We start from the raw sequence: 24,686 nt of genomic DNA, 5'->3' as shown, positions 1-24,686 counted from the left end.
GGGCAGGCGCGCAACCTTCTGCCAAACCCTGCTTTCGATACGATAGATTCTGCTTCCGATGGCGGCAATTCAGGCGAGCTGTGGGTGAAGCGGTGCCTATGATTGTGACACGTCCCCAGTTCCGATCGCTCAAGGATACTCAAATGACGACATTCCGTCCGAAATACATCACCTTCGACTGCTACGGCACGCTGACCAACTTTCAGATGGCGGAGGCAGCACGCGATCTCTACGGCGAAGAGCTCGACGAGCCACGCATGGCGGAGTTCATCAAGAATTTCGCCGCCTATCGGCTCGACGAGATTATGGGTGACTGGAAACCCTATGCCGAGGTGGTGCACAATTCACTCGAGCGCACGTGCAAACGCAACGGCGTGACATTTCGCGACGAAGCCGCCCGGATGGTCTATGAGCGGGTTCCGACCTGGGGGCCGCATTCAGATGTCCCGGCCGGTCTCGCCAAGGTCGCCAAGGAAATCCCCTTGGTCATCCTCTCCAACGCCATGAATTCGCAGATCATGTCGAACGTCGAAAAACTGGGCGCGCCCTTCCATGCGGTCTATACCGCCGAGCAGGCGCAGTCCTATAAGCCACGCTTCAAGGGCTTTGAATATATGCTCGATATGCTGGGTTGCGGACCGGAAGACGTGCTGCATTGCTCGTCCTCCTTCCGCTACGACCTGATGTCGGCCCACGATCTCGGCATCAAGAACAAGGTTTGGGTCAATCGTGGCCACGAGCCGGCCAACCCCTATTACGGCTATGTCGAAATTCCTGACATCTCGGGCCTGCCTGGCGTCGTCGGGCTCTGACGGAGACGCGCGGATGCAATTCGAATCCTACTGGCACAACACCGCCCAGCCCTTTGCCGGCGGCGCTCAGGGCCCCGTCGAAGGACATTATGACGTCGCCGTCATCGGCGCCGGCTTCACCGGGCTTGCCGCTGCGCGCCAGCTTGCGAAAACGGGCGTCAAGGTCGTCGTGCTGGAAGCCGAAAGGGTCGGCTGGGGGGCATCGGGGCGCAATGGCGGCCACCTCAACAACGGGCTCGCCCACAGTTTCCTGTCCGCCAAATCAGCACTCGGCGTGGAGCGGGCCGTCGCCCTCTACAAGGCGTTCGACGATTCCATCGACACGATCGAGGCGATTATCGCCGAAGAGGGGATCGACTGCAATTTCCGCCGCGCCGGAAAGCTAAAGCTTGCCTCCAAGCCGCAGCATTTCGATGCCCTTGCCCGCAATTTCGAGGCTGTTCACAGAGAGGTCGATCCGGACACGGCGCTTCTGACGGCGAGTGACCTGAAAAGCGAGGTCGGCTCGCCTTTTCATGGCGCCATGCTCTCGAAGAAGAGTGCAATGATGCATATGGGCCGTTATGTCGCCGGGCTCGCTACAGCGGCCGCCCGTCGTGGCGCCGTCATCTTTGAAAGCGCGGCGGTGACCGCGCACCGGCAGGGCAACGGTCGCCACAGCCTTGAGACCGCACGCGGCACCGTCACCGCAGACCACGTCCTGGTCGCGACAGGCGCCTATACGCCGTCGCTCTTTAATTATTTCCGCCGCCGGATCATTTCCGTCGGCAGCTTTCTGATCGCGACCCGTCCGCTGACCGACGCCGAAATCGCCGCTACGATGCCGGGCAACCGCACCTGTGTCACGTCGATGAACATCGGCAACTATTTCCGGCTGTCGCCCGACAAGCGGCTGATTTTCGGCGGTCGCGCCCGGTTTTCCGCCACATCGGATCAGCGCTCGGACGCAAGGAGCGGCGACATTCTCCGCGCCAGCCTGGCTGAAATCTTCCCGCAGCTTGCCGGCGTCGAGATCGACTATTGCTGGGGCGGGCTCGTCGACATGACGAAGGACCGCTATCCGCGTGCCGGCTATGTCGATGGTGTCTGGTATGCCATGGGTTATTCCGGCCACGGCGCCCAGCTCTCCACCCATCTCGGCATGATCATGGCCGACGCCATCCTCGGCAAGGCCGACCGTAATCCGATCAAGGGGCTCGAATGGCCGGCCGTTCCCGGCCATTTCGGAAAGCCGTGGTTCCTGCCGCTCGTCGGGCTCTATTACAAGACCCTCGATCGCTTCCAGTAACGGACCGGATCAGTCCGATTGCAGCCGAACCGGCTCGATGGGGGCAGGATTGAGATGAGCACCTGCGCGGAGTTCAACTATCTGGCATCGCTGACGGGATAGATCCTGAGAATCCCAAGGCGGTTATCAGTCGTGATCGCTGCAATACCCGCTTCATATGCGGCGCGGACGATTGCCTCATGCAATTGCTCGGGTTCGCTCTCTCCGGTAAGGACCTCCAAACAGATTCTCACCGCCGTGAGGAATTCTTCACCATCGTCGGTGGGCCATTCCTTCAGCAACAGTTGGGCAGCCTCGTGAGCGGTACGGATCACCTTGCGATCTTTCCCTTCGGCAAAAACAAGAATTATCGTTGGGAACTTTCTCAACATATCGAATCTCATTGCCCCTGAACTCCGCGGGATGGCCAGTGCCAATGCCGGGTCATGGTTCGGACCGAGATTGGCCACACATGCTCGTCAACCATCTTCCGCGTCGTTTGGACAATCACGTGCCTATCCTCCGGTTGGTGGGAAGGAGGAGTTCGCTAGATTGGCTTTTAGCTCGCGGGCTGCCGCCTCAAGGAGTCGCTTGAATTCTTCGGAGGTCACGCCATCCGCGCGCATCACGATGGCGATCAGTGGATCACGAAGAGCTTCGGTTATCGTCAGCTCATCGTTCTTTCCGGCAGTTGCGCCAACGGGGCAACAATATTCCGAGGAAAATAGCGCGATCATGGACATACCTTACATTCGGGGTGTTTTAAGAGAGTGCAGCTCGGCTTGATCGCCTTTGAGGTCCAATATCCATTGGCGTCCCCGGGCGACCGAGTGTTTCGAAAGGCAGTTTTGGGCGATCTGCGACACCGCAAGGCCGGCGACCAATGGGTTGTCGACGGTGGCCGGCGGGGTGCGAAAGCCGCCGTCGGTTGCAACTTGGGTGGCGCAATGGCAGACGGAACATGCGTCCTCATGCACCAAGACCAACGGACCTGCCATGCAATAGTTTGCAGAGCGGCCGACATGTAGATGCGGCGGCAGGCCGGCTTTCAATGCTCGGCAGGCCGACAGGAGATCTTGGGTTGGATGAGAATCGTCGCCGGCGAGGATGAAGAACGGGTTATTAGCGTAGTCTGCGATTAACCGTAGCGCCGAGGCGCCTTCCGCAAATTCCGGCAGCGCGAAGACATAGGCCGAGAAACCCGCGGCCAGATGGGTCGCTAGCCTGTCCGTCTTCAGCCAGCCGAGATCAGCCTCGCTTGCCCATGGGAGATGATTCAAATCGTTTTCGTCGATACGATCCGCATCCACGAGAAGGAAATGGCGCGCGCCGAGGGCCGCAAGCTGGATGGCGATCTGTGAGCCCAAGTCGCCGCATCCGATGATGACAAAGTCGATATCGCCAAACCGTGCGATGTCGCGTTGCCGATGGAGAGGCGCCAGGATGGCGTCGTGGTGATCGATTGCGGCGGAGTCATATTCGTCCTCCGCCGGCATATCGGAAGCCTTCAACGAGACGACGAATGCAGACCTGGTAACATGGGGGCTCTGTTCCTCGACAGAATCGGCACTATTGCCGGTGAACAGAGCCCCCCGGCCGCCCCGCCCAAGGCTGTGGGTGACGAGGTTTGGGAAGTCGACGGACGCGGTGGCGGCCGCCGATAATCGTTTGGACCGATAGTTGACCATCACATCGCCTCCATCTCGCTGGGCGCAACTCCGCGGATCGTCGCGGCATAGTGACCGTAATCCTCGCCCATCGCATGGTCGGGGGTCTTCACAATCACGTGGAATTTGCCGTCGTACCAGAGGCTGAGATTGTCGCCGCTGTCATCGATCTCTCGCCGGCCCATCCGAGGATCGATCGGCTCCTTGCCGCGCAGCAGCATCTGTCCGATATCCCAGGCTTGGCGATCGAGAACTCGCTGGCGCTCGGCAAGATGCGCCTGCCGGTGCGCAATGGGTTCTTCGGCAAGCAACTGGCTGACGAGGAACAGGATCCGACTGCTCCAGGAAGGAATGGCGGCGATGTCTGGGAGGTCGAGGAGGACATGGCCGCCGAGACGTTCGATACCTTTCCGAGCGATGTCGATAAGCGGCACTTGCCGCGCGGCATAGGCGATTATGAATGCCGCTTTACGGGAGCGGCGCTCAGGATCCGCCTCGGTGGATAGGCATGCCATGCGCAAGGCGCACTCCCAGGGAATGGTGTAGGCCGTATGCAGGATGCTCTCGAGCGTCTGTAAGTCCTTCTTGTATGGGGAAACATATTGGAACTCGCCGGGCAGGGATGCCGCCGCCGAGGTCGTATAGAACCCGAGCAGGATATTCCCCGCCTCATGAAGCAGTTGGGCCGCTGTCGCGGCATGATCGCCGGCGCGCAATCTCTCTCTGGAAAGGACGATGAGCGCGCTGCCCGGCAATTCGTTCGAACTCGAAAAGGAGCACTGCGGTTCGCGCCGCACGCCAACGCAAAGCGTGTGCAGGCCGGCGATCAGACGCTGATGGCCGTACTCGTCCAAGTCCGCGATCAATGCGAAGGCCTTCTCCAGATGGTCGGCGATTCGATCCAATTCCGCATCGTCGGTGATCGGATAGCCGGGCCGGGGATAGTCCGGCATGCATTGGCGGAGGAGGGCTTGCATGATACGGCTTCGCGCCGGACTTTCGATGTGCACGAGGCCGATGCCGCAAGAGAGCCGGCACGCTGTCTGACGTTCGAGTTCAAGATCCGATGCGATCAGATCCGGCTGCAGATAGCGGCCGACGACCTGCACATCGGGGCGGGCTGCCTGCCATTCCAGACTGCGCGCGAGCGCACCCATCCAGGCTGCAAGTACGGATGAACGGTAGGGGTCGGCGCCGACCGGTCCGGCAACCGCTGGCGGAAGCTCCGGTAGGCGAGTGTATCCGCCATCTGCAAGGTCGGGGAAATAACCTGACAGTGCCTCTACCCCAGCCGAACAACCGGCGAGCTTCGAAGCCGCCGCAAGCGTGCGGCCATATTGGAAGCGTCGCTTCAAAAGGTTGCGTGTTGCCACGCGCTGCAGGGAGACGGAACTTGCCATCAGGGGATTGCGCTTGAGCAGGAGGCGCGCCTCATCTGCCAACTGTTGTATGCGTGACGCGGACATCGGCAGCCTCCGTGAGTTTGTCTTCGGGCGGATCAAGGTTGCATCTCAGGCAAGAATGCCGGAGTTCGGGCCGGCTTCGTCGAGTATCGGAACGGTATGCGCCGTCCGTTGAGAGGCACTATTGCCCAAGGGCGTCATTCGCCCGCCAGTACCGCGTTAAAAATCCGTAAAAAGGGGCGTAAACAAAGAAAAAGCCCCCTCGATAGAGGAGGCTTGGAATCTTTCGAAAAGCATCCCCGGGCTTCAGATGGCCAGAGCTGCCTGTACCGCCGCCCGCGCATTTGGCAGGCCCGATCCAAAGAAATAGGCCATCTCGACGGCGTCCTCGTTTTCGGCGTTCATGCAATCCGCCGTCAATTTCCTCGTTCCGGGCGCGACAATGGCGTCCAGGCGGGATGCGGTCTTCAGAATCGATTTCACTTGGGGCCCGGAGAGGCGGTCACCCAGATTGTGGCGGCTTTTGTAGGCCCGCTGTATCAGGGCACATAGCCCGCCCACCTGCGCCGCCGCGCCTGATGTGCCTCCGAAGGTGGTGTAGTATCCGCCCCCGATGCCGGGATTGGTTCCGAACGGCACGACGGCCGACCACGGATCGGAGCCATGATCATAGCCGAAAATCCCCGATAGGTCGGTCGTCAGCAGCGAGAAGTGCGAATAGCAGTATTCCCGCGTTCGAAAAACGCTGTAGTCGTGCTGTGCGGCAAATGGAGAAAGCCGGTCGAGGCGCAACTGATGCCTGTTGAAGACTTCCCCGTCGTCGGAGGGGGAGACAACCGTCAATCCTTCGCCGTAATTGCTGTAGCCCGAACGGAAACCTTCGACGGTAACGGCTCCAACTGCAATGACGCCGTTGTTGTCGGCGGCAAGACTTGCCGGATAGATCAGCTGGCTCTCGCCACTGTTTCCTGCGGCGCAGACGATCGGGATGTGCCGGCTGATGGCGAGGATGAGCTGTTTGAGGACATGCCATGGGCGATCCGGATTGGAGCCTTTCTGCGCAGCCTTCGGCTCCAGTTCAGGCCCACCCTGATCAGCAACGGCAATGCGCGTGAACAGATTGGCGGCATCCTGGTTTTTCCACAATTCCAGGTCGGCCTTCAGCTCGTTCTTCGGATCAACGATGCTGTGTTTCGGGTCAGGCAGACCGCGCGGCAAGACGATCACGTCTGCTTTCTGAAGATAGGCATAAAGGAAGGCCGCAATAAACTGCCTGACATCGTCTTCGAAGGAGGTTCTGATCGAGATGAGCCTTGAGAAAGGATCAACGCCGAAATAGGGGATGACATTGCGATTGCCGCTCGTCCGCAGCTCGTCGCCATTTCCGTAGAAGGCTCCTTCCGGCGGAAGGCTTGGCGTGCCTTCTTCCGCAACAACGGCGGGTTCGCCGACGATCAGCCCTGCGCAGCAGGTACCATGCGACGCAAACAGCGATTCCGGATTGTAGAGCCGCCGGAGAACCCCTTCCGACGCGGCGTATTCGGCAACCAGATCACCGAGATAGTCCCGGTCGTCGTTCGAAAGGCCCATATTGCCGAGCGGAGCGATGTCGAGCCCGCCAAAGAAGGCATGTCTTTCCTCACGGTCAAAGGACGTGGTCGTATCGAGAATTTCGAGCACGCGGGCGCCGTAACGATGGGTCGTCAAATCGATTGACGCCTCCCGGTCAAGCCGGGTTGCCAGATTGGGATGATCCGGAGATACGCCGACATCGATCAGCGCGACCCGTGCCGGCCGCAACGGGCCGGCGGATACGATGGCATCCCAGACCGTGCCGGTGATGAGGGGATCGGGGAGCGCGCGTGCGGCGCTCACGTCGGGCGCTGGAGGCGTCGGCGGAGCCGATCCGTATTCCGCGTCGACTACGCCAAGAGCAGTCAGGTGCCAGAGATAGTAGTAGTTGATCGGCGCGGGACCAGGCATTTTTGTTTGATCCGTCATGGTTGTAACCCTATTGAGCAGCGGTTGGAGAATTCAGACCCATTCGTCGTGTACGGCCTGGAACAGAGGACCGAACGCGTCGTGGAGGTAGGGAGCGAAGCGTCGGGCGAGATCTCGCCCTGCCTGTGTGTCGCTCGGATAGTGCAGGCCGGCCCATTCGCGATTTTCGGCGACGTTCTGGGCGATGCGGGCAAGCTCGTCGGTGGCCGGATGTTCCGGCAGGATCGTCGAGAACGCGAAGGCGATCGAAAAGCACTGGAACGAATGGTTGCTGGGATAGGACTCGTGGACCGGCACGGCCAGCAACGGCCGCAGCATGGGCTCAAACTGGTTTGGCCGCAGCCGGTTGAACTGGCTCTTGTAGATCAGTCCGACATATTCGCAGGCCGTCAGGATCGCCTGGAAAAGCCCTTCCGTCTGCTCGAATCCGCCGAGATCCTCGATATGCAATGCGCGGGTAAATTCCCCCACGGAGATCGTCGACTCGATTTGGATGTCGGGCAGGCGCCGCACACGCTCGCGGTCGCGGCGCTGCATAGAGAGCAGCACCGTCGTTTCGAGGCGGGTATAATCCGGGCCGGGCGGCGGAAGTATATCCAGCATTTCCCAGGTGAAGCGCCGCGCCGCGGTATAGGCGTTGCGTGACGGCTGCTGGTGCAGCCTGCGCAGCTCGAAGGAGGGGATAAGCTGCGACACGCCGAGGCTGGCGCCGTCCATCGTCGACTTGTTCTTGTTCTTGTTTTTATTCTTATTTTTGTTCTTGTTTTTGTTCAGCGATGCCTTGTTGAGCACCGACTTATTCGCCACGCTCGTGAGGACCGAGGCTACGGCCATCGTCGCCATCATAGGCCCTGCCAGAGGCGATGCATCTTCACCCGTGCCGGGGAAAAGCGCAGGTTCGGAGGCTGCATCAGGTGCTGCCGGCGACGCACCGGCGAGAGGATCAGCAGCGGCATCGTCCCTGGGTTCGCATGGGAGGACCGTATCCGGCTCAATCCTGAATTTATAACTGTTTAGAAATAAAACTAATTTTGATTGCGATTCGTGGGCAGTGTCCGCTTCCATTGCAGCCTCCTTGCGCGATGATGTGAAGAATTGTCCGGGGCTCAGCGCAGCTTGGCGCCGGCCTTGAGCAGGCCGTCGATCAAGATCTGGCCGCCGCCTGTGTCGAGCAGCGGATAGCCGCTGCCGCGGAAGTCGTTGATGGAGAAGCCGCCCTCGACTGCCTCAAGACGCTGCAGGTAATGCCGCGCGCCGCCGAGATCGTTGGAATGGGCATGACTGGAGGCAAGATAGCGCAGCAGGCTGTTGAAGTTCGGCCGTGCCCGCAAGGCTTCTTCGCCTGCAGTTATGGCTGCGGCATGGTCGCCTGCAAGCGCTGCCGCAATGCATTTGGTCGTATCGAAGTAATATTTATGCGGGCTGTAGACGCCGAGCTCTTGTACCCAACGCGCCATCGCCACCGCCTTGTCGGGCTGGCCTGCATAGCAGTGCAGCATCGCGTAGAGGTCCCAACCGAGCGGCAGGGCCGGATTCAGGCGGATCGATTTTTCGAACAGGTTGGCCGCATAGTCGTATTCGCCGAACAGGAACGAATGGACGTGGCCGACGAGCGCGAGCGACACGGAATTCTGCGGATCGAGTTCCAGCGCCTTGCGTGCATAGGCCTGGGCTTCCTCGATCAGATGCGCGTCCAGCGCGTTGAAACGTTGGCCGACCTGGAAAGTCCGAATGAATGACAGCCAGGCAAAAGTCGATGATCGCGGCTGATACTGGATCTGTGCTTCCAGGCGCCGTTCCGCGTTATCGAGGTCGTCGCGCGACAGCCGAAAGATCGCACTGACGGCGTCGATCAGGAGACCGTCTTGCGACAATCGGCTGTCGGTTGCCTGGAACTCCTGGAAATAGGCCAGCTGATCGACGGCCTGGCTGATCAGCGCAGCGGCGATGCCGAACTCGCCCCGCTCGAACTGCGTGCGGTTGATTGCCTGACTGCCCAGCCAATGAATGCGGTTGTTGATCAGGTGCTTCATCACCAGCTCGATCAGCACCATGTCACCATCAAACGTCAGGCGAAGCTGTAGGCATATGGGAAGGCTGATCTGCTGTTCGTTCTCTTCAATATGCTGCAAGGTGAAGGAGAGGTCGGTGACGCCAAAGCCCAGCCCATCGATGATGGCTTTTGCAATGAGGTTCTGGAACCGTGTCGCAGCAATTTGTCCGCCCTCTCCGGCACCCACCACGATGGGGGACAGAAGAGCCATCATCCATTGCCAGCCACCGCCGCCCCGCCGCCCATCTGGGCCGCTGCTGGCGCTGTCCACGGGTTTGCCTGTTCTCGACGTATCCGGGGCGCCTGTTAAAGGCAGCAGGGCGGAATGTTTGGCGATATCGCGGCTCGGTTGCTGTCGCGGCTCGAAGACGTCGTGGACTTGTCCTTCATCGAGGCGGCGATACCAGTTTTGCCGTTCCAGCGCCAACCAGTCCTCGAATTCGGGATCGCGGATGTCGATGCCTTCGAGCAATTCGTCGGTGACTTGATCTGGAGACCGCTCCGTCCGAATCATCAGGTCGGTATCGAGCACGAGTCGGTCCGTATCCAGCCAAACGGTATTCTTATCCGCAATCAAGAGATCACGTGCCGGTCCCAGACTCTTATGAATGTCCAAAAGCGCCTGGCGTAGACTGGCTGCCGCCTGGTCGTCGGAGCGATCGCTCCATAACTTGTCCCTAAGCCAGATTCTCGAGCGCGAGCCCCGGGTGGACAATGCAAGCATCGCCAGAAGAGCCTGTGCCTTTTTGGATTTCGGAGCAACCGACCGCCCCCCGGCGTCCACAAGGGCAAAAGGCCCGAGCAGGAACATCCGAAACGGATAGTGCCCCTTGTTCATGCGATCCACCGGCCCCGCCCCCGCTGCCTCCGATACGCTCGTTTGGCGGCCAGAAGACCTAGCATCCAGGGGCCAGTCTGCCACAACTTCGGCTCCTGGCAAGCAACCGGGAAGGGAAACCGGGATTGCGAAATGTAAATCTATGCTATGACGATGATCGAACTGAAGCATAACCGGTTGAAATCCCTCTGCGTAACTTCGCAAACCGGCCGTAGCATCCTGCCGTCAAAGCAGCGTCAAAGAAATGTTGTTTGGGTACCGTAATTCTGCAGGCATCCGCCAAAGGCTGCGGAGTACTTAAAACGACGTGTCGGAGTTGCTCCAGCAGGAGCATCGACAGTCGCTCCGATCATCCAGCGCCGGGATGATGTCCCGGCGCTCTTTTGTTTTCCTGTAGTTAGGCGAGCCCGCCGATGTGGAAGCTCTTCATCTCGAGATATTCCTCGATGCCGCACTGCGCGCCCTCCCGGCCAAGACCGGATTGTTTGACGCCGCCGAAGGGTGCGACCTCGGTCGAGATCGCCCCTGTGTTCAGGCCGACCATCCCGAATTCGAGCGCTTCGGCGACACGCCAGGAGCGTTTCAGGCTCCCGGTGTAGAAATAGGCCGCAAGCCCGAAGGGCGTGGCGTTGGCGATGCGGATTGCCTCTTCCTCGTTGTCGAAACGGAAAAGCGGGGCAACGGGTCCGAACGTCTCTTCGCTGGCGAGCTGCATCTCGGTCGTCGCACCGCCAAGCACCATTGGCACCGCATATTGATTGCCTTCAGGCACGGAATCTGCGGTGGCGAGGATCCTCGCTCCCTTTTCCACCGCATCGTCGACATGACGCTTGATCTTCTCGATCGCCGCCTTGTTGATCATCGGCCCGATATCGGTGCCGGCATCCGTGCCGGCCCCGACCTTCATGGCCGATACGCGCGCGGAAAGTTTGGCGGCAAAGGCCTCATAGACGCCGGACTGGACGAGAAGCCGGTTGGCGCAGACGCAAGTCTGCCCGCCATTGCGGAATTTCGATGCGATCGCGCCTTCCACGGCCAGATCGAGATCGGCATCGTCGAAGACGATGAAGGGCGCGTTGCCGCCGAGTTCGAGGCTGAGCCGCTTGATGCTGTCGGCCGCACCGCGCATCAGCAGCGAGCCGACGCGGGTCGAGCCGGTGAAAGAGATCTTGCGGACGGTTTGGTTCGCCATCAGTTCGTCGCCGATGCCGGCCGGCATGCCGGTGACGATATTGATCACGCCCTTGGGGATGCCGGCGCGCTCCGCCAATACGCCGAGCGCCAGCGCCGAATAAGGGGTGAGGTCCGATGGCTTGACGACGACGGTGCAGCCTGCGGCGAGCGCCGGTCCGACCTTGCGGGTGATCATCGCATTCGGAAAATTCCACGGCGTGATGATCGCCGACACGCCGACGGGCTCCTTCAGAACGACGATCCGCCGATCTGCCGTCGGCGAGGGAATGGTCGTCCCGCCGATGCGGCGCGCCTCCTCGGAAAACCATTTGATGAACGAGGCGCCATAGCGGATTTCGCCGCGCGCTTCCGTCAGTGGCTTGCCCTGCTCTCGGGTGAGGATCAGCGCCAGATCCTCGATATTGTCGAGCATCAGATCATGCCAGGCTTCCAGCAATGCGCCGCGCTCGGCATTGGTCTTTGCGCGCCATGGACCAAAGGCCTTTTCCGCCGCGGCGATCGCCGTCCTCGTATCGGCTCCGTTCATGTCGGGCACCGTGCCCAGCACATGCTGGGTCGCCGGGTCGATCACCTCGATCGTGCGCCCAGCTTCAGCCCCGCGCCATTCTCCGTCGATCAGCCCCTGCTGGCGAAGCAGACTGCTATCTCTTAATCCGTTCATTCTGTTCTCCATTGATCAGCCGAGTGCCGAAAGCACCGATGCCGTGATCGCGTCGGTCTTGTCCTTGCCGGGAATTGCGCCGATGCCGCGCGCCGTTGTTGCTTCGATTGATGCCATCACCCTTGCGGCAGCAGCCTTTTCTCCCAAATGCTCCAGCATCATCGCGCCCGACCAGATGGCGGCGATCGGATTGGCGATGCCGAGATCAGCGATATCGGGCGCCGAGCCGTGGACCGGTTCGAACATCGATGGCGCTGAGCGATCGGGATTGATGTTGGCGGAGGCGGCAAAACCGAGGCCGCCCTGGATGGCGGCGCCGAGGTCGGTCAGGATATCGCCGAACAGGTTGGAGGCGACCACGACGTCGAGACTATCAGGCGCCATCACCATGCGGGCGGCCATGGCGTCGATATGGTAGCTGGTCACCTCGACATCGGGATATTCCGCTGAAAGCCTCTGGGTGATCTCGTCCCAGAAGACCATCGAATATTTCTGGGCATTGGACTTCGTCACCGAGGCAAGCTTGCCGCTGCGCGCACGCGCTTGCTCAAAGCCGAAGCGCAGAATGCGTTCAACCCCCTTGCGGGTGAAAATCGAGGTCTCGACCGCCACCTCATTATCGGTGCCCTGGTGGACGCGGCCACCGGCGCCGGAATATTCGCCCTCGGTATTTTCACGAATGCAGAGGATGTCGAAGCCATCAGCCCTTAACGGCCCCTGCACACCCGGCAGCAGCCGGTGCGGGCGGATATTGGCATATTGCACGAAGGCCTTGCGGATCGGCAGCAGCAGCCCATGCAGCGACACCGAATCCGGCACTTTGCTGGGCCAACCGACGGCGCCGAGCAGGATGGCATCGAAGGGCCTGAGCGTTTCGATGCCGTCGACGGGCATCATGCTGCCGTTCTCCAGATAATAGTCGCAGGACCAGGGATAGCTGGTTGCATCAAGAGAAAATCCGTTCGATTGAGCTGCCTTTTCGAGCACGGCCCAGGCGGCTGCCGTCACGTCGCGGCCGATCCCGTCTCCGGATAGAAGGGCGATCTTGTAGGTTTTCATCGCAGGTCCTCACAGGCTGATGAGCACACTCTTGCTCTTGCGGTTGGCGAGATAGGCTTCGCGGCCGAGATCCTTGCCGATGCCGGACTGCTTGTAGCCGCCGGTCGGCAGGATATGGTCGCGTGAGCGGCCGTAGCGGTTGACCCAGACGGTGCCGGCCTGCAGGCGGCGGGTCACGCGGATGGCGCGTGAGAGGTCGCGGGTGAAGAGGCCTGCGGCAAGCCCATAGGCCGGATGGTCGGCGAGGCTCAGCGCCTCCTCCTCGTCCTCGAAGGTCTGAATGGTCAGGACCGGTCCAAAAATTTCCTCCAGAACCGCCGGCGACGTTGCCGTCACGCCGGAAATCAGGGTCGGTGCGTAGAAATAACCTTCGCGGTCGAGCCGGCGGCCACCGGTGAGGCACTCGGCGCCGTCGTCGATCGCGGCGCGGATGATGCCGTCCATGCGGGCGATCTGTCGTTCGGAGATGACGGGCGAATAGTCGGTCGCCTCGTCCCAGGTGGGGCCGGGGCGGATGGCCGCCAGCCTCTCGACGAGTGCGGCTGCGAGCGCGTCCGCCACCTTCGCCTCGACGATCAGGCGGGAGCCGCAAACGCAGGCTTGACCGGCGTTGGAGAGAATGCTGCCGGCGATTGCGCCCGCCGCAAGCTCGAGATCGGCATCGGCGAAGACCAGTTGCGGGCTTTTGCCGCCGAGTTCCAGCGTCATCGGCTTGACGCCGGTGCGGGCGATATTGGTCATGATCGCCGAGCCGGCCGCCGTCGAACCGGTGAAGCTGACCTTGGAGATGCCGGGATGTCCGGTGATCGCATTTCCCGTGGTCAGGCCGTCGCCGAGCACGATGTTGACGAGACCGGCCGGCAGGCCGGCTCGCACCGAAAGTTCGGCGAGATAGAGCGTCGAAAACGGCGTCATTTCCGATGGCTTCAGCACCACCGCATTGCCTGCCGCCAGCGCCGGACCGAGCTTCCAGCCGGCCATGGACAAGGGAAAATTCCAGGGGGTTATGGCGCCGACGACGCCATAGGGTTCCGTCATGATCATGCCGAAGTTCGCATCGTCGGTCGGGACGAGGTCGCCGCCTTCCTTGTCGGCGAATTCGGCAAAGAAGCGGATCTGTTCGGCGGTGACGGCGATGTCGCCGGCGACGAGATGGCCGATGGGACGTGTCGAGGAGAGCGCTTCGAGCCTGGCGAGGGTCTCCGCCTCGGCTTCGATCAGGTCCGCCCAGCGCTGTAGCGCCACGGTGCGCTCGCGCGGCCGCACGCCACCCCAATTGCTCGTCTTCAGTGTTTCTCTGGCGGCTTCGACGGCCTGGTCGACCAGGGCCTCGTCAGCCAGCGGGCAGCCTGCATAGGACTTGCCGTCGGATGGACGATGCATGTCGATGACGGTTTCGGCCGGAACCAGCCGGCCGCCGATGAAATGTCCAACGGGCGGGGAAATCGTGTTCGGATCGAAGCTGAGTGTCATCGCATGTCCTCGGGATGGGCTGAGACAAGCCTAACCGGGGAAGGCGAGCAGCATGCGTCGACCGGCGATGCCGCAGCGGCGAAAAATTGCGTTTTCGCCGCCGCCGCAGTCAAATCTACGGCGTCACGTCACGTCACGGTGACGTAGATCTTGCGCACCGTCTCGATCGTCTTCCAGACGCCAACGAAGCCCGGCTTCATGACGAAGCTGTCGCCGGCCTTGTAGACCACCGGTTCGCCGCCTTCCGGGGTGAGTTCGATCAGGCCGGACAGGATATGGCAGAACTCGAACGTCTCGCCCTTGATCGAGCGCGTCTCGCCGGGTGTCGCTTCCCAGACGCCGCTATGAACCGTCTCACCGCGGGCGACATCCTGCGCCCAGGTCTTGAAGGCAGGATTGCCCGAGATCAGGCGTTCGGGGAGGGGCCCGGACTCGCGCGGCGCGAAGGATGGGTTGGTGTCGATCGTCTTGAGGAGGGACATGATTTTGCTTTCCTAGGTTGAGAACTCAGTAGCCACGGTTGCGATCGACCAGACCGATCGGATCGACGCCCGCCTGATGTCGTTTGATGTTGCCGATGACGGCCGCCGCGGCGGTTTCAGGCTGGGTGACGCTCGCAATGTGCGGCGTCAGCAGGATCTTCGGATGGTTCCAGAAGGCGTGGTCCTGAGGCAGCGGCTCCGGATCGGTGACGTCGACGACGGCGCCGGAGAGATGCTCGGTGTCGAGCGCGTCGACGAGCGCCTGATGATCGAGCTGAGGACCGCGACCGACATGGACGAGTGCGGCAGCGGCCGGCAGTCTGGCGAAAAGCTCGGCATTCAGGAAGCCCCGCGTCTCGTCCGTCAGCGGCAGCAGGCAGACGAGAATGTCGGTGGTTGCAAGCAGAATGTCGAGGCCGTCCCGGCCGCTCAGGCATCGGACGCCGTCGATCTCGCGCGGGTTGCGGCTCCAGCCCGAAAGCGGAAAGCCGAAGGGCTGTAAACGTTCGAGCACGGCGCTGCCAAGCATGCCGAGCCCGAGCACGCCGATGCGGCGTTCCGAGGCCTGCCTAGGAGCGATAGCCTGCCAGGTCCGGCGCCGCTGCTGGTCGAGATAGGCCGGCAGGCCGCGATGCAGCGCAAGGACTGCCAGCGTCACATATTCCTGCATCATCCTGATGATGCCGTCCTCGACCATGCGCACCACCTTCACCGAAGCAGGCACTGCATCGATACGGAGCTGGTCGATGCCGGCGCCGATCGAAAACAGGATTTCGAGATTGCGATAGCGTGCGAGATCCTCCGGCACCGTCCAGGTGATCAGGTAGCGCACGGCGTCCGGTTCGACCGACTTGGGATCCATGGAGAAAGCAATGTCGGGCAGTTCCCGCGCGAAGGCTTCGGCGAATATGGCGCCGCGCTTCGCATCGGAATTGAAGAGAAGGGTCATGGCGTCGGCTCCTTGATCCGATGTCATCAGGTGCAGCGGCGGCCAAGCGCCTCGACCATCGCCTGGCAGGCGAGCAGTTCGCCGGCGAGGATGAATTCGTCCGGCTTGTGGGCGCGGCCGATGTCGCCCGGTCCGCAGATGATCGCATCGATGCCTGCGCGCTGGAAAAGCCCGGCCTCCGTGCCGTAGCTGACGGCGGCGAGCGGCTCGATGCCGGTCAGTTCGCCGAGCAGAGTTGCAAGCGGCGCATCGGCGGCAAGTGAAAGCGCCGGATAGGCGCTGAGTTCGCGCCATTCAACCTGAAAGCCGAACTGCGACAGCGCCTCGGCCGATGTTCGAAGGGGCGCTAGCAACGCGGCGGGATCGACGCCGGAAATAGCCCGCGCCTCGAACTCGGCCTCGCAGCTGTCGGGAATGATGTTGACCGCCTGGCCGCCTTTCAGCGTGCCGACCTGAAGCGAGGAGTAGGGCGGTTCGAAGACAGGCTCATACGGGCCGCGCGTGAGCCGTTCGGCTTCGGCGCGAGCGCAAGCCAGGACGTCGGTAATGGCATGGATTGCGTTCAGTCCCTGGTCCGGGCGCGAGGAATGGCCGGACCGGCCCCTGACCGTCAGCCGGGCGGCGGCCTTGCCCTTGTGGGCGCGGATCGCCCGCATGCCGCTCGGCTCGCCGATGATCGCGCCAAGCGGAGTTGCACAGAGCTCCGGCAGGCGGGCGATCATGTGCTGCACGCCGCGGCAGCCGGCCTCCTCGTCATAGGAAAAGGCAAGGTGGACGGGGCGGCGAAGCGGTGTTTTCGCCAGCGCGGGGACGGCCGCGAGAACCGCGGCCAGGAAGCCCTTCATATCCGTGGCGCCGCGACCGTAGAGGCGGTCCGCTTCGGCGCGCAGGCGAAACGGGTCGCTGGTCCAACCGCCTTCGGCGGCGGGGACCACGTCCATATGGCCTGAGAGGATATAGCCCGGCTCCCCCTTTGAGCCGATTGTGGCGAAGAGGTTCGAGCGATCGCCCTCCGGGCCGGGAAGCTCCGTGACGACGGCGCCGTGGCTTCGCAGGTAGTGCCGAATCCACGCCACGATCTCGCCGTTCGGCGTGCCGACGACGGAGGGGAAACCGACGAGCCTTTCGAGAATTTCAATGGCCTGCATCGGTGACCTCACAAGCATGCCCTGCTTGCCGAGACGGCCATGCCGCCGACGGAAACGACAATTCGGCCCAGCGGGATGTTAGAGGTGTTTGCAACTGGGCTGAGGGAGGTGACATTTCCGGGCTCTCACAGTGAATGGCGACTCCGGCCGCTGGATCTGTCGATGAGTCTAGAGGGAGGCGCAGGCGTTACTTGCCGAAAGCGCATCGGGATTTGGTCGATTGTTGTGTTTGCGCAGGCTTCACCAGTGAATTGTGTCGAACGATCTGTTTTAGTCTGGGCGGAGAAGTTTCCGGGCGCAGACTTGGCCAGAAAAATGCGGCAGGAGGGCGGGAGTGAGTGAACTGATATCCGAATCCAGGTTCGTCGATAGTTTCGAGACGCATATCGCCGGGATCGACAGCGTTGCCCTTGACCAGTTGCACGCACTTTCGATGACCGTCGCCTGGCCGCATCGCGGTGAGGACTGGCAGTTCCTGCGGGAGTTCGGACAGGGCATCGTGGCGATCGATGAAATCGGCCGTATCCTGGGCTCTGCCATGTGGTTTCCCTATGACGCGCAATTTGCCACGGTCGGTATGGTCATCACCTCGCCGCGTCTTCAAACCAACGGCGCCGGTCAATGGTTGATGGGCCATGCGCTGAATCAGGTCGCCGGGCGGAACCTCGGGCTGAATGCGACGCGCGCAGCGCGCCGTCTTTATCGGTCCCTGAATTTTGTTCGGGAGGCGCTCGTCTTTCAATGCCATGGCGAAGCGATATTGCCGCCGGATGTGGCGCCGCCGTCCGGCGCCGTGATACGGGCCGTCGAGGCTGGCGATCTGGAAGCGATCGCCGAATTGGATTGCGTGGCCTTCGGCACGGATCGCAAACTGCTCCTGGCCCGGCTCCTGGCAAATTCCAAGGGCATCGTGTTGAGCCGCGCCGGCCGGATCGAGGCATTCTCGCTTTGCCGGCGGTTCGGGCGTGGCCATGTCATCGGTCCGGTTGTGGCGCGCAGTGACGCAGACGCGATCGCCGTCGTCCGCCCGCATGCGGCCGAGCATGCAGGGGCGTTCCTGCGCCTCGACACACGCGAGCAGGGCGGGACCTTTTCCGATTTCCTCTCCCGCTGCGGTCTTCCTGTCTACGATATCGTGACGACCATGTCGCTCGGTGGCCCTTGGCTTCCGGTTGCCGGACGCGCGATGGCGCCCGAGCCGAAGACCTATGCGCTCGTCAGCCAAGCACTCGGTTGACACAAGCCTACTGACGATCGTTGTCGGGTTTTAGGCGCCGGGACAGATGGGTATGCAGGTCAGAGCCTGCTGACGTTCGAATTCGGGCCGGAACGAGCGGTATTGCCAGAAACCCTCCGGGCTTTCCTTGCGGTATACGGTCTCGAGCCAGAACACTGTGTCATCCGTCGGCAAGACAGGATGCCACGCGTACCATTCCGACCAGATTTTTCCTGCCGGGTCGCTGTCCATGATCGCCACTCGCCTCCTCATCATCGGCGCAACTCGAACATCCGTGCGGCACGGGAGCCGTTGCGGTCCCGACGTGCCTCGGCAAATGTTCTGTTGTGGAGAATAACAGCGAGAGAATATTCTTCAATGGAGATCATTTTCCCGTATTGCGCGAAGTCTTTCTTGTCGGCGGTCGGTGGATGTTTCAGGTTGTAAGATGTGGCTCTGTTGACGAATAATTTCGTCGGTAGATGCAACGCCTCGATTGGGCTTCGACACCGGGCGATGAGCTGCGGTGTTCAATCACCACTGATCTGTTTGCGTGATGGTTGGATGGCTTAGCTAATCGAACGCAGCCCGAGATAGGCCGCCAAACTGACGGCGGAGAGGGCGATCGTCAGCCTGGGTCTCGCATCGTCGAACATCGCCGCCAGCGAAAGGCCGAGCATCAGGATGATGGATTTTGCCCAAAGCTCCTGATCGGAGACGGTGAAAGCGATTGCCGCCAGAAAGACGGCGCTTGCGACGATCGTCACAGGGGCGGATTTCTCAGCGAGATCGCCGCCTGGGAAATACGGCAGGAGAAAACGGCGCATGCTCAACCCTGAAGCGACGCTCAGAAGAAGACAGGTCAAGACAAGTTGCAACATTAAGGTCGTCGCCGATCGATCTGCAGATGGCCTTGCGGATGCAAACCGCATGCCAGCCTCAAACCCGCAAATCCTCATCCGACAGAGGCAATGCCGCCGCCTGCATGGCTATTTCCTCGGCGTCGCGATCCTTTTTTCGGCAATCGCTTGCCTGTTCGGTCCGCGGATGGCGTTTTTTCGCCCAATGCCGAAATCGGCTTGAGCCTGCGCAATGATTTTTATATAGAGAATTATCTGTCGTCTTAATTCCGGAAACGAGATCTTTTCATTGGACCTTTCATCGATCGAGATATTCCTCGCTGTCGCCAGCGACCGCAGCGTGACGAAGGCTGCCAAGGCTGTAGGGCGGGTACCGTCGAATGTGACGACGCGCATCCAGCAGTTGGAAGAGGACCTCGGGGTTTCCCTCTTCAGCCGTGACGGCAAGAAGATGACGTTGACACGCGAGGGCGAGACGTTTCTCGCCTATGCCAACCGGCTTATGGCGCTTGCGCTCGAAGCGCGCCAGGCCGTGCGGCCTCTCGCCCCATCGGGGACATTGCGGGTCGGCACCATGGAGAGCACGGCGGCAAGCAGGCTGCCGGCGGCGCTGACGCAATTCAATCAGATGTGGCCGGAGGTGTCGCTTCATCTGACGATGGGGGCGTCTCGCGATCTGACCCGCGACGTTCTCTCTGATGCGCTGGATTGTGCGCTGATTGCCCGCCTGCCGAAGACGATGCGCGAGGAAGACTCGAGCTTCGATGCCGAACTCAAGGCGCTCGAGATCGAGCCGGTCTTTGTCGAGGACCTGTTGATCGTGTTGCCGTCCGGGCATCCCTCCATCAAATCCGCCGCCGACCTGCGTGTCGGGTCGCTCGCCGCTTTGGAGCCCGGTTGCACCTATCGCCGGATCGCCGAAAACTGGGCGCGCAAATCGAGCGCCCTGCCGACGAGCGAACTCGGCTCCTACCACGCGATCCTGGCGAGCGTTGCGACCGGCAACACGGCGGGTGTCATGCCGCGATCCGTCCTTGACCTCATGCACTGGCCGACGCATGTCCAGACCCACCAGCTAGGCCCCGTCGAGACGCTGCTCGTCTATCGCAAGAATGATCGCCCCAGCGCCTTCAACGCATTCCACGAAGTCCTCAGCGCGACAAAAGGCAGAGATGTCAGGCTGGCGACAAACTAGTCCGCACGTCTTCCTCTTTGGTCCGCTAGATAATCCTCGCTTAAAATTGGTCTTGTCATGCAGTATCCCGTTTCCCCGAAAGTGGGACCGAGCCGCTTCCGCTTGTTCTCACCTATATTGGCCGGTGCGACCTTACGAGAGCGATTGATTGCATGTCTCGGCGCTTTGCTGGCCATCGGTCTCACCGGCGTCATCAGCGGCTATATGTTCGGGCAGGGGCCACATCTTCCGCTGATCGTCGCGCCGATGGGCGCGTCCGCGGTGCTGCTTTTTGCGGTGCCGGCAAGCCCGCTTGCACAGCCTTGGTCGATCATCGGCGGCAATACCATTTCCGCCCTGATGGGGATTATTGCTGCCTATTTCATCCGCGATCCGATCATCGCGACCGGCGTCGGCGTTTCGCTTGCCATCGGCGCGATGTCCTTCACGCGCTGCCTTCATCCACCCGGAGGAGCCGCCGCACTGACCGCCGTTCTCGGCGGCCCTGTCGTTGCCGGCTGGGGATTCCTTTTTCCCTTCGTGCCCGTCGCTTTGAACTCCTGCATTCTCGTCGGCCTTGGCCTGCTGTTCCACAAGCTTTCCAAGCGGAATTATCCGCACGTCGTTCCGAAACCGGCAGAGAACACCCATCAGACGATCGACCTGCCATCAGCCGTGCGGGTGGGTTTTCGCGAGGAGGATGTCGATGCGGCCCTTGAGGCGCTCGACGAAACCTTCGATATCGACCGGGCAGACCTTAGCCGGCTGCTGCAGCAGGTCGAGCTGCAAGCGGCCATCCGCTCAAACGGCAAGATCAGCTGTGCCGATATCATGTCGCGCGACGTGATCGCCATTGGCGAAGCTTCGGAACCGGATGCCGCACGGCATCTTCTTTTGAAGCACAATATCCGTACGCTGCCGGTGAAGGACCCGGAGGGCCGTCTCGTCGGCGCTATCGGCTTGCGGGAGTTGTCGATGAGCACCGAGACCATCGGGCATGCGATCTCGAGGCCAGCAGTGGCGAGACCTTCGGATCCTGCTCTGTCGCTGTTGCCCGTCCTGACAGACGGGCGCACGCATGCCGTCATCATCGTCGACGACGATTACCGCATCCTTGGCCTGATATCTCAGACGGATCTGCTGAGCGCAGTAGCGCGGCTGCTGCCAAAGGAGGACAATGCGATTCCGGCGGTGGCCTGAGCCGTGAGCGTGGAACTTAGCTGGAGAAAAAATCGGTGCTGATTGAGCGCGATTCAAATGGCGATTTTATCCTGGAATCATCGGAGCTGGCGAAACGGTTCGGATTGTCGCTGGCCGATCTTCGCCGCCACATGCGCCATGGTTCCGTCGTCAGTTCCGTGGAAATCGGGACTGCCGAACATGAGGGGACAAAACGCGTGTCGCTTCGGCTCGGCAACAGGCTTTGGCAAGCCGTTCTGAACGATGAAAATGAAGTGCAGCAGGAACAGATGACCGTTCTTCGGGGTAAATCCTCCGGACGGCATCCGCGCTAAATCGACGCCAGCTGTCGGCAGATTGGCCATGCCGGCTGGAAGCCCCTTGTTCAGTGCAGTCCGAGATAGGCTTTGCGGACCTCTTGGTTATCGAGCAGGGCGGCGCTGTCGCCTGAAAGGTGGATGCGGCCGTTGACCATGACATAGGCCCGCTGCGACAGCTTCAGTGCATGGTTGGCGTTCTGCTCGACGAGAAATATCGTTTTGCCCATCGCAGCGATCTCCCGCAAAACTTCGAAAACGCGCTTGACGATCAGCGGCGCCAAGCCGAGCGACGGTTCATCGAACAGGATCAGCTCGGGCCGCGCCATCATGGCGCGGGCGATGGCGAGCATCTGCTGTTCGCCGCCCGACATGGTGCCGGCGGTCTGATTTCGGCGCTCCTTGAGGCGCGGGAAGAGCTCGAACATGGTGTTCCGGTCTTCTTCGAAGCGGGCCATGCCGATTGGCGTCGTGCCCATCATCATATTCTCTTCGACGGACATCTCCTGAAAGATCTGACGACCTTCCGGAACGAGCGCGATGCCGCGCCGGGAAATCCTGCTGGTCGGCATCTGGGAGATATCTTCGCCGCGATGCAGTATCTTGCCGGATGAGGCGCGCGGCGCGCCGAAGATGGAGGAAAGCAGCGTGGTCTTGCCGGCGCCGTTTGCGCCGATCAGGCTGACGATCTCACCGGCTGAGATATGGACGTTTACCGCCTTCAGCGCTTCTACCGGGCCGTAATGGGCGTGAACGCCGGCGAATTCGAGAAGCGGTACCTGCGTGTCGGACGACTGGCTCATGCTGGTACCTCTTCTTCGCTGACCCCGAGATAAGCGGCGACGACGGCCGGGTCGTTGGCGACATACTCAGGCGTGCCGTCGGAGATCACCTCGCCATGATCGAGCACGACGATGTGGTTCGAAATGCGCATGACGAGACCCATGTCGTGCTCGATGACGAGAACCGTCTGCTTGTGATCGGTACAGAGCCGTTGGATGACCTCCGCCAGATCGAGCGTTTCGGAGGGGTTGAGGCCCGCGGCCGGTTCGTCGAGGCATATGAGGCTTGGACCCGTGCACATGGCGCGGGCAATCTCGACGCGGCGCTGCCGGCCGTAGGGCAGTTCGCCGGCAAGACGGTTGGCGTCGTCGGCAAGCTTCATCTGTCCAAGCCAGTGATAGGCGCGGTCGACGGCGTCTGCCTCGGCCTTGCGAAACGCCCCGGTTCGGAAAACGCCGCTGAGAATATTGTTGCGGGTGGCCAGATGCTGGGCGACCAGAAGGTTCTCGATGACCGACATTTCCTTGAACAGGCGGATGTTCTGGAACGTCCTGGCAATCCCGGCGCGCGTCACGAGGTGCGAGCCGCCGGTCATCGGTTTCGTCACCAATTGGCCGATATCCGTCGGACCATCGCGTCCGTTCAGCATGATACGGCCTTCGCTGGAGCGGTAGAATCCGGTGATGCAGTTGAACATCGTCGTCTTGCCGGCGCCGTTGGGGCCGATCAGGGCGGTGACATCACCGCGTTCGACGGAGAAGCTGACGTCCCGGTTGGCGACGATGCCGCCGAAACGCATGGTGACATTCTGCACTTCGAGGATGGGTTCGTTCATCGCCCCGCCTCCGCCTTGCCCTCAAAGGACAGTTCGGTGCCGATGCCTTCTTTCATCGAGCTCGGAAAGAATGCCGGACGCTTGATGCGGACCAGGCCGCGCGGTTTCCAGATCATCATCACCACCATCAGGATGCCGAAGACCAGAACGCGGTATTCGGCGAACTCACGCAGAAGTTCCGGAAGAATGGTGAGAACGAGAGCTGCCGAGATGACGCCTGCCGTCGATCCGAGGCCACCGAGCACGACGATGGCGAGGATCAGCGCGGATTCGAAGAAGGTGAAGGAGGTCGGGTTCACGAAGCCCTGTTGCGCGGCGAAGAAGACGCCGGCGAGGCCGCCCGTGGAGGCGCCGAGCATGAAGGCCGTGAGCTTTGTGAAGACGTGATTGACGCCGAGCGAACGGCAGGCGATCTCGTCTTCCCGCAGCGCTTCCCACATGCGGCCAAGAGGGATGACGCGCAGCCGCTCCACGGCGTAGATGACGAAGCAGACGATGAGAAACAGCACGAAATAGAGGAACCAGAACCGGTAGTCCGCACTGTAGGGGATGCCCAGATATTCATGAATGGGAACGCCGCCCTGTTTGGCCGTACGGGTGAATTCGAGGCCGAGGAAGGTGGGTGCCGGAACCGGAGCGCCGTTGGGGCCGCCGGTGAATTCCAGCCAGTTGTTCAGCACCAGACGAATGATTTCGCCGAATCCGAGCGTGACGATGGCAAGATAGTCGCCATGCATCTTGAGAACGGGGAAGGCGAGGATCATGCCGAAGAGACCGGCCAGAAAAGGCGCAAGGACCAGAGCGCCCCAGAACCCGATGCCGAGATATTGCGACCCGAGCGCCAGGAGATAGGCTCCGACGGCGTAGAAGGCGACGTAGCCAAGGTCCAGCAGACCCGCAAGCCCGACGACGATGTTGAGCCCCAGGCCGAGCAGGCAATATATCAAGGCGAGGATCGCAATGCCCAGGAAGTATTTGTCGGCAAAGAACGGCAGGCTCAACCCGGCGAAAAACAACAGGGCAAGGACCAGCATCGGCGACCGTTCCTTGCCGGTCATGACGGTCACACCGGCGCCGTTGCCTGCCATGCCCCGGGTGAGCTTTCGGCCGAGGCTGCTCATCTGGAACAGCGAGAGTGCCGATCGGCCTGCCGTGACGACGGCCGCCAACAACACCGCGCGCATCAATTCGTTCGTGAACGAAAATCCGTCGAGCACCAGCCCCGAGATCGGGCCGAACAGGATGAGGGAGACCGTAAAAGTGAGGAGTGCTTGCTTGAAGAGTGCGCGAAGGCGGTTGGATTCCATGGTTCGTG

Annotated in this window: 24 protein-coding genes; 6 read left to right on the top strand and 18 right to left on the bottom strand. The window is 61.4% G+C overall.

The window, feature by feature from the left end; all coding sequences use genetic code 11:
• Positions 1 to 143 precede the first annotated feature (143 nt).
• Complete coding sequence (locus HX899_RS07945) at positions 144 to 812, top strand: haloacid dehalogenase type II (RefSeq protein WP_003562909.1); 669 nt, start codon at positions 144 to 146, stop codon at positions 810 to 812.
• A gap of 13 nt (positions 813 to 825) precedes the next feature.
• Entirely contained in the window at positions 826 to 2,100 is a 1,275-nt protein-coding gene (locus HX899_RS07940; RefSeq protein WP_181292132.1) for an FAD-binding oxidoreductase, read from the top strand.
• 77 nt (positions 2,101 to 2,177) lie between these two features.
• Here HX899_RS07940 and HX899_RS07935 read toward each other — a convergent pair whose 3' ends face one another.
• From HX899_RS07935 to argE, 13 genes are all read right to left on the bottom strand, one after another.
• A complete protein-coding gene (locus HX899_RS07935) occupies positions 2,178 to 2,483 on the bottom strand; it encodes a DUF982 domain-containing protein (protein WP_181292130.1) in 306 nt (101 codons plus the stop codon).
• 111 nt (positions 2,484 to 2,594) lie between these two features.
• The gene (locus HX899_RS07930) at positions 2,595 to 2,816 is read right to left on the bottom strand and encodes a hypothetical protein (protein WP_003549783.1); all 222 of its coding nucleotides are present in this window, start codon (positions 2,814 to 2,816) and stop codon (positions 2,595 to 2,597) included.
• A 9-nt stretch (positions 2,817 to 2,825) separates the two neighbouring features.
• Positions 2,826 to 3,770 carry a ThiF family adenylyltransferase gene (locus tag HX899_RS07925; RefSeq protein WP_181292128.1) on the bottom strand — a complete coding sequence of 315 codons (945 nt, stop codon included), beginning with the start codon at positions 3,768 to 3,770 and terminating at the stop codon, positions 2,826 to 2,828.
• On the bottom strand, positions 3,767 to 5,248 hold the full coding sequence (locus HX899_RS07920; protein ID WP_348647908.1) for an aKG-HExxH-type peptide beta-hydroxylase: 1,482 nt from the start codon (positions 5,246 to 5,248) through the stop codon (positions 3,767 to 3,769). Before HX899_RS07920 ends, HX899_RS07925 begins: the two co-directional genes overlap by 4 nt.
• Before the next feature lie 207 nt (positions 5,249 to 5,455).
• Positions 5,456 to 7,150, bottom strand: a complete 1,695-nt coding sequence (locus HX899_RS07915) for a S8 family serine peptidase (RefSeq protein WP_181292124.1) — start codon at positions 7,148 to 7,150, stop codon at positions 5,456 to 5,458.
• Between the two features lie 33 nt (positions 7,151 to 7,183).
• Entirely contained in the window at positions 7,184 to 8,215 is a 1,032-nt protein-coding gene (locus tag HX899_RS07910; protein WP_181292122.1) for a phosphatase PAP2 family protein, read from the bottom strand.
• Between the two features lie 41 nt (positions 8,216 to 8,256).
• Positions 8,257 to 10,212: an SARP family transcriptional regulator gene (locus HX899_RS07905; RefSeq protein WP_181292121.1), complete on the bottom strand. Its 1,956-nt coding sequence runs from the start codon at positions 10,210 to 10,212 to the stop codon at positions 8,257 to 8,259.
• Between the two features lie 226 nt (positions 10,213 to 10,438).
• A complete protein-coding gene (locus HX899_RS07900; protein WP_181292119.1) occupies positions 10,439 to 11,896 on the bottom strand; it encodes an NAD-dependent succinate-semialdehyde dehydrogenase in 1,458 nt (485 codons plus the stop codon).
• Between the two features lie 15 nt (positions 11,897 to 11,911).
• Positions 11,912 to 12,955: a tartrate dehydrogenase gene (locus HX899_RS07895; protein WP_181292117.1), complete on the bottom strand. Its 1,044-nt coding sequence runs from the start codon at positions 12,953 to 12,955 to the stop codon at positions 11,912 to 11,914.
• Positions 12,956 to 12,964: 9 nt separating this feature from the next.
• Entirely contained in the window at positions 12,965 to 14,428 is a 1,464-nt protein-coding gene (locus tag HX899_RS07890) for an aldehyde dehydrogenase (RefSeq protein WP_181292115.1), read from the bottom strand.
• 128 nt (positions 14,429 to 14,556) lie between these two features.
• The gene (locus HX899_RS07885) at positions 14,557 to 14,910 is read right to left on the bottom strand and encodes a cupin domain-containing protein (RefSeq protein WP_130705033.1); all 354 of its coding nucleotides are present in this window, start codon (positions 14,908 to 14,910) and stop codon (positions 14,557 to 14,559) included.
• Positions 14,911 to 14,935: 25 nt separating this feature from the next.
• Positions 14,936 to 15,859 carry a glyoxylate/hydroxypyruvate reductase A gene (locus HX899_RS07880; RefSeq protein WP_181292113.1) on the bottom strand — a complete coding sequence of 308 codons (924 nt, stop codon included), beginning with the start codon at positions 15,857 to 15,859 and terminating at the stop codon, positions 14,936 to 14,938.
• 26 nt (positions 15,860 to 15,885) lie between these two features.
• Positions 15,886 to 17,007, bottom strand: a complete 1,122-nt coding sequence (gene argE / locus HX899_RS07875; protein ID WP_181292111.1) for an acetylornithine deacetylase — start codon at positions 17,005 to 17,007, stop codon at positions 15,886 to 15,888.
• Between the two features lie 334 nt (positions 17,008 to 17,341).
• Between argE and HX899_RS07870 the strand changes: the two genes are divergently transcribed.
• Positions 17,342 to 18,244 (top strand): GNAT family N-acetyltransferase, encoded by a 903-nt coding sequence (locus tag HX899_RS07870; RefSeq protein ID WP_171600525.1) that lies wholly within the window; start codon positions 17,342 to 17,344, stop codon positions 18,242 to 18,244.
• A gap of 30 nt (positions 18,245 to 18,274) precedes the next feature.
• On the opposite strand, the gene HX899_RS07865 is transcribed toward HX899_RS07870, so the two are convergent.
• Together HX899_RS07865 and HX899_RS07860 are read right to left on the bottom strand one after the other, a co-directional pair.
• On the bottom strand, positions 18,275 to 18,499 hold the full coding sequence (locus HX899_RS07865) for a hypothetical protein (RefSeq protein ID WP_138332566.1): 225 nt from the start codon (positions 18,497 to 18,499) through the stop codon (positions 18,275 to 18,277).
• 293 nt (positions 18,500 to 18,792) lie between these two features.
• Positions 18,793 to 19,104 (bottom strand): hypothetical protein, encoded by a 312-nt coding sequence (locus tag HX899_RS07860; protein WP_138332568.1) that lies wholly within the window; start codon positions 19,102 to 19,104, stop codon positions 18,793 to 18,795.
• A 268-nt stretch (positions 19,105 to 19,372) separates the two neighbouring features.
• On the opposite strand from HX899_RS07860, the gene HX899_RS07855 reads away from it, so the two are divergent.
• The 3 genes from HX899_RS07855 to HX899_RS07845 are packed head-to-tail and all read left to right on the top strand — an operon-like array spanning position 19,373 to position 21,771.
• Positions 19,373 to 20,278 carry a LysR family transcriptional regulator gene (locus tag HX899_RS07855; RefSeq protein ID WP_181292109.1) on the top strand — a complete coding sequence of 302 codons (906 nt, stop codon included), beginning with the start codon at positions 19,373 to 19,375 and terminating at the stop codon, positions 20,276 to 20,278.
• A 57-nt stretch (positions 20,279 to 20,335) separates the two neighbouring features.
• Entirely contained in the window at positions 20,336 to 21,457 is a 1,122-nt protein-coding gene (locus HX899_RS07850) for an HPP family protein (protein WP_181292108.1), read from the top strand.
• 35 nt (positions 21,458 to 21,492) lie between these two features.
• Positions 21,493 to 21,771, top strand: coding sequence for a DUF6522 family protein (locus HX899_RS07845; RefSeq protein ID WP_018445068.1), 279 nt, complete (start codon positions 21,493 to 21,495; stop codon positions 21,769 to 21,771).
• Between the two features lie 50 nt (positions 21,772 to 21,821).
• Here the strand turns inward: HX899_RS07845 and HX899_RS07840 are convergent, their stop codons facing one another.
• Genes HX899_RS07840 through livM form a run of 3 tightly spaced genes read right to left on the bottom strand, consistent with a single transcriptional unit; the run spans position 21,822 to position 24,678 of the window.
• Entirely contained in the window at positions 21,822 to 22,556 is a 735-nt protein-coding gene (locus HX899_RS07840; protein ID WP_138388700.1) for an ABC transporter ATP-binding protein, read from the bottom strand.
• The gene (locus tag HX899_RS07835; RefSeq protein WP_138388701.1) at positions 22,553 to 23,371 is read right to left on the bottom strand and encodes an ABC transporter ATP-binding protein; all 819 of its coding nucleotides are present in this window, start codon (positions 23,369 to 23,371) and stop codon (positions 22,553 to 22,555) included. Before HX899_RS07835 ends, HX899_RS07840 begins: the two co-directional genes overlap by 4 nt.
• Positions 23,368 to 24,678, bottom strand: coding sequence for a high-affinity branched-chain amino acid ABC transporter permease LivM (gene livM / locus HX899_RS07830; RefSeq protein WP_180196646.1), 1,311 nt, complete (start codon positions 24,676 to 24,678; stop codon positions 23,368 to 23,370). Before livM ends, HX899_RS07835 begins: the two co-directional genes overlap by 4 nt.
• Positions 24,679 to 24,686 lie beyond the last annotated feature (8 nt).

Origin of the sequence: Rhizobium sp. WYCCWR 11146, from assembly GCF_013591995.1 — a bacterium.
Classification (GTDB): domain Bacteria; phylum Pseudomonadota; class Alphaproteobacteria; order Rhizobiales; family Rhizobiaceae; genus Rhizobium; species Rhizobium indicum.
The sequence above is the reverse complement of the archived record's forward strand: the minus strand, read 5'-3'. Positions and strand labels throughout refer to the sequence as shown.

Excerpts from the sequence above, each read along its gene's own strand:
- HX899_RS07890 (WP_181292115.1), bottom strand. The coding sequence starts at position 14,428 with ATGACACTCAGCTTCGATCCGAACACGATTTCCCCGCCCGTTGGACAT.
- HX899_RS07840 (WP_138388700.1), bottom strand. The coding sequence starts at position 22,556 with ATGAGCCAGTCGTCCGACACGCAGGTACCGCTTCTCGAATTCGCCGGC.
- HX899_RS07935 (WP_181292130.1), bottom strand. The coding sequence starts at position 2,483 with ATGAGATTCGATATGTTGAGAAAGTTCCCAACGATAATTCTTGTTTTT.
- argE (WP_181292111.1), bottom strand. The coding sequence starts at position 17,007 with ATGCAGGCCATTGAAATTCTCGAAAGGCTCGTCGGTTTCCCCTCCGTC.
- HX899_RS07850 (WP_181292108.1), top strand. The coding sequence starts at position 20,336 with ATGCAGTATCCCGTTTCCCCGAAAGTGGGACCGAGCCGCTTCCGCTTG.
- HX899_RS07835 (WP_138388701.1), bottom strand. The coding sequence starts at position 23,371 with ATGAACGAACCCATCCTCGAAGTGCAGAATGTCACCATGCGTTTCGGC.
- HX899_RS07880 (WP_181292113.1), bottom strand. The coding sequence starts at position 15,859 with ATGACCCTTCTCTTCAATTCCGATGCGAAGCGCGGCGCCATATTCGCC.
- HX899_RS07945 (WP_003562909.1), top strand. The coding sequence starts at position 144 with ATGACGACATTCCGTCCGAAATACATCACCTTCGACTGCTACGGCACG.
- HX899_RS07930 (WP_003549783.1), bottom strand. The coding sequence starts at position 2,816 with ATGATCGCGCTATTTTCCTCGGAATATTGTTGCCCCGTTGGCGCAACT.
- HX899_RS07865 (WP_138332566.1), bottom strand. The coding sequence starts at position 18,499 with ATGATGAGGAGGCGAGTGGCGATCATGGACAGCGACCCGGCAGGAAAA.
- HX899_RS07910 (WP_181292122.1), bottom strand. The coding sequence starts at position 8,215 with ATGGAAGCGGACACTGCCCACGAATCGCAATCAAAATTAGTTTTATTT.
- HX899_RS07940 (WP_181292132.1), top strand. The coding sequence starts at position 826 with ATGCAATTCGAATCCTACTGGCACAACACCGCCCAGCCCTTTGCCGGC.
- HX899_RS07885 (WP_130705033.1), bottom strand. The coding sequence starts at position 14,910 with ATGTCCCTCCTCAAGACGATCGACACCAACCCATCCTTCGCGCCGCGC.
- HX899_RS07860 (WP_138332568.1), bottom strand. The coding sequence starts at position 19,104 with ATGTTGCAACTTGTCTTGACCTGTCTTCTTCTGAGCGTCGCTTCAGGG.
- HX899_RS07905 (WP_181292121.1), bottom strand. The coding sequence starts at position 10,212 with ATGCTTCAGTTCGATCATCGTCATAGCATAGATTTACATTTCGCAATC.
- livM (WP_180196646.1), bottom strand. The coding sequence starts at position 24,678 with ATGGAATCCAACCGCCTTCGCGCACTCTTCAAGCAAGCACTCCTCACT.
- HX899_RS07915 (WP_181292124.1), bottom strand. The coding sequence starts at position 7,150 with ATGACGGATCAAACAAAAATGCCTGGTCCCGCGCCGATCAACTACTAC.
- HX899_RS07895 (WP_181292117.1), bottom strand. The coding sequence starts at position 12,955 with ATGAAAACCTACAAGATCGCCCTTCTATCCGGAGACGGGATCGGCCGC.
- HX899_RS07900 (WP_181292119.1), bottom strand. The coding sequence starts at position 11,896 with ATGAACGGATTAAGAGATAGCAGTCTGCTTCGCCAGCAGGGGCTGATC.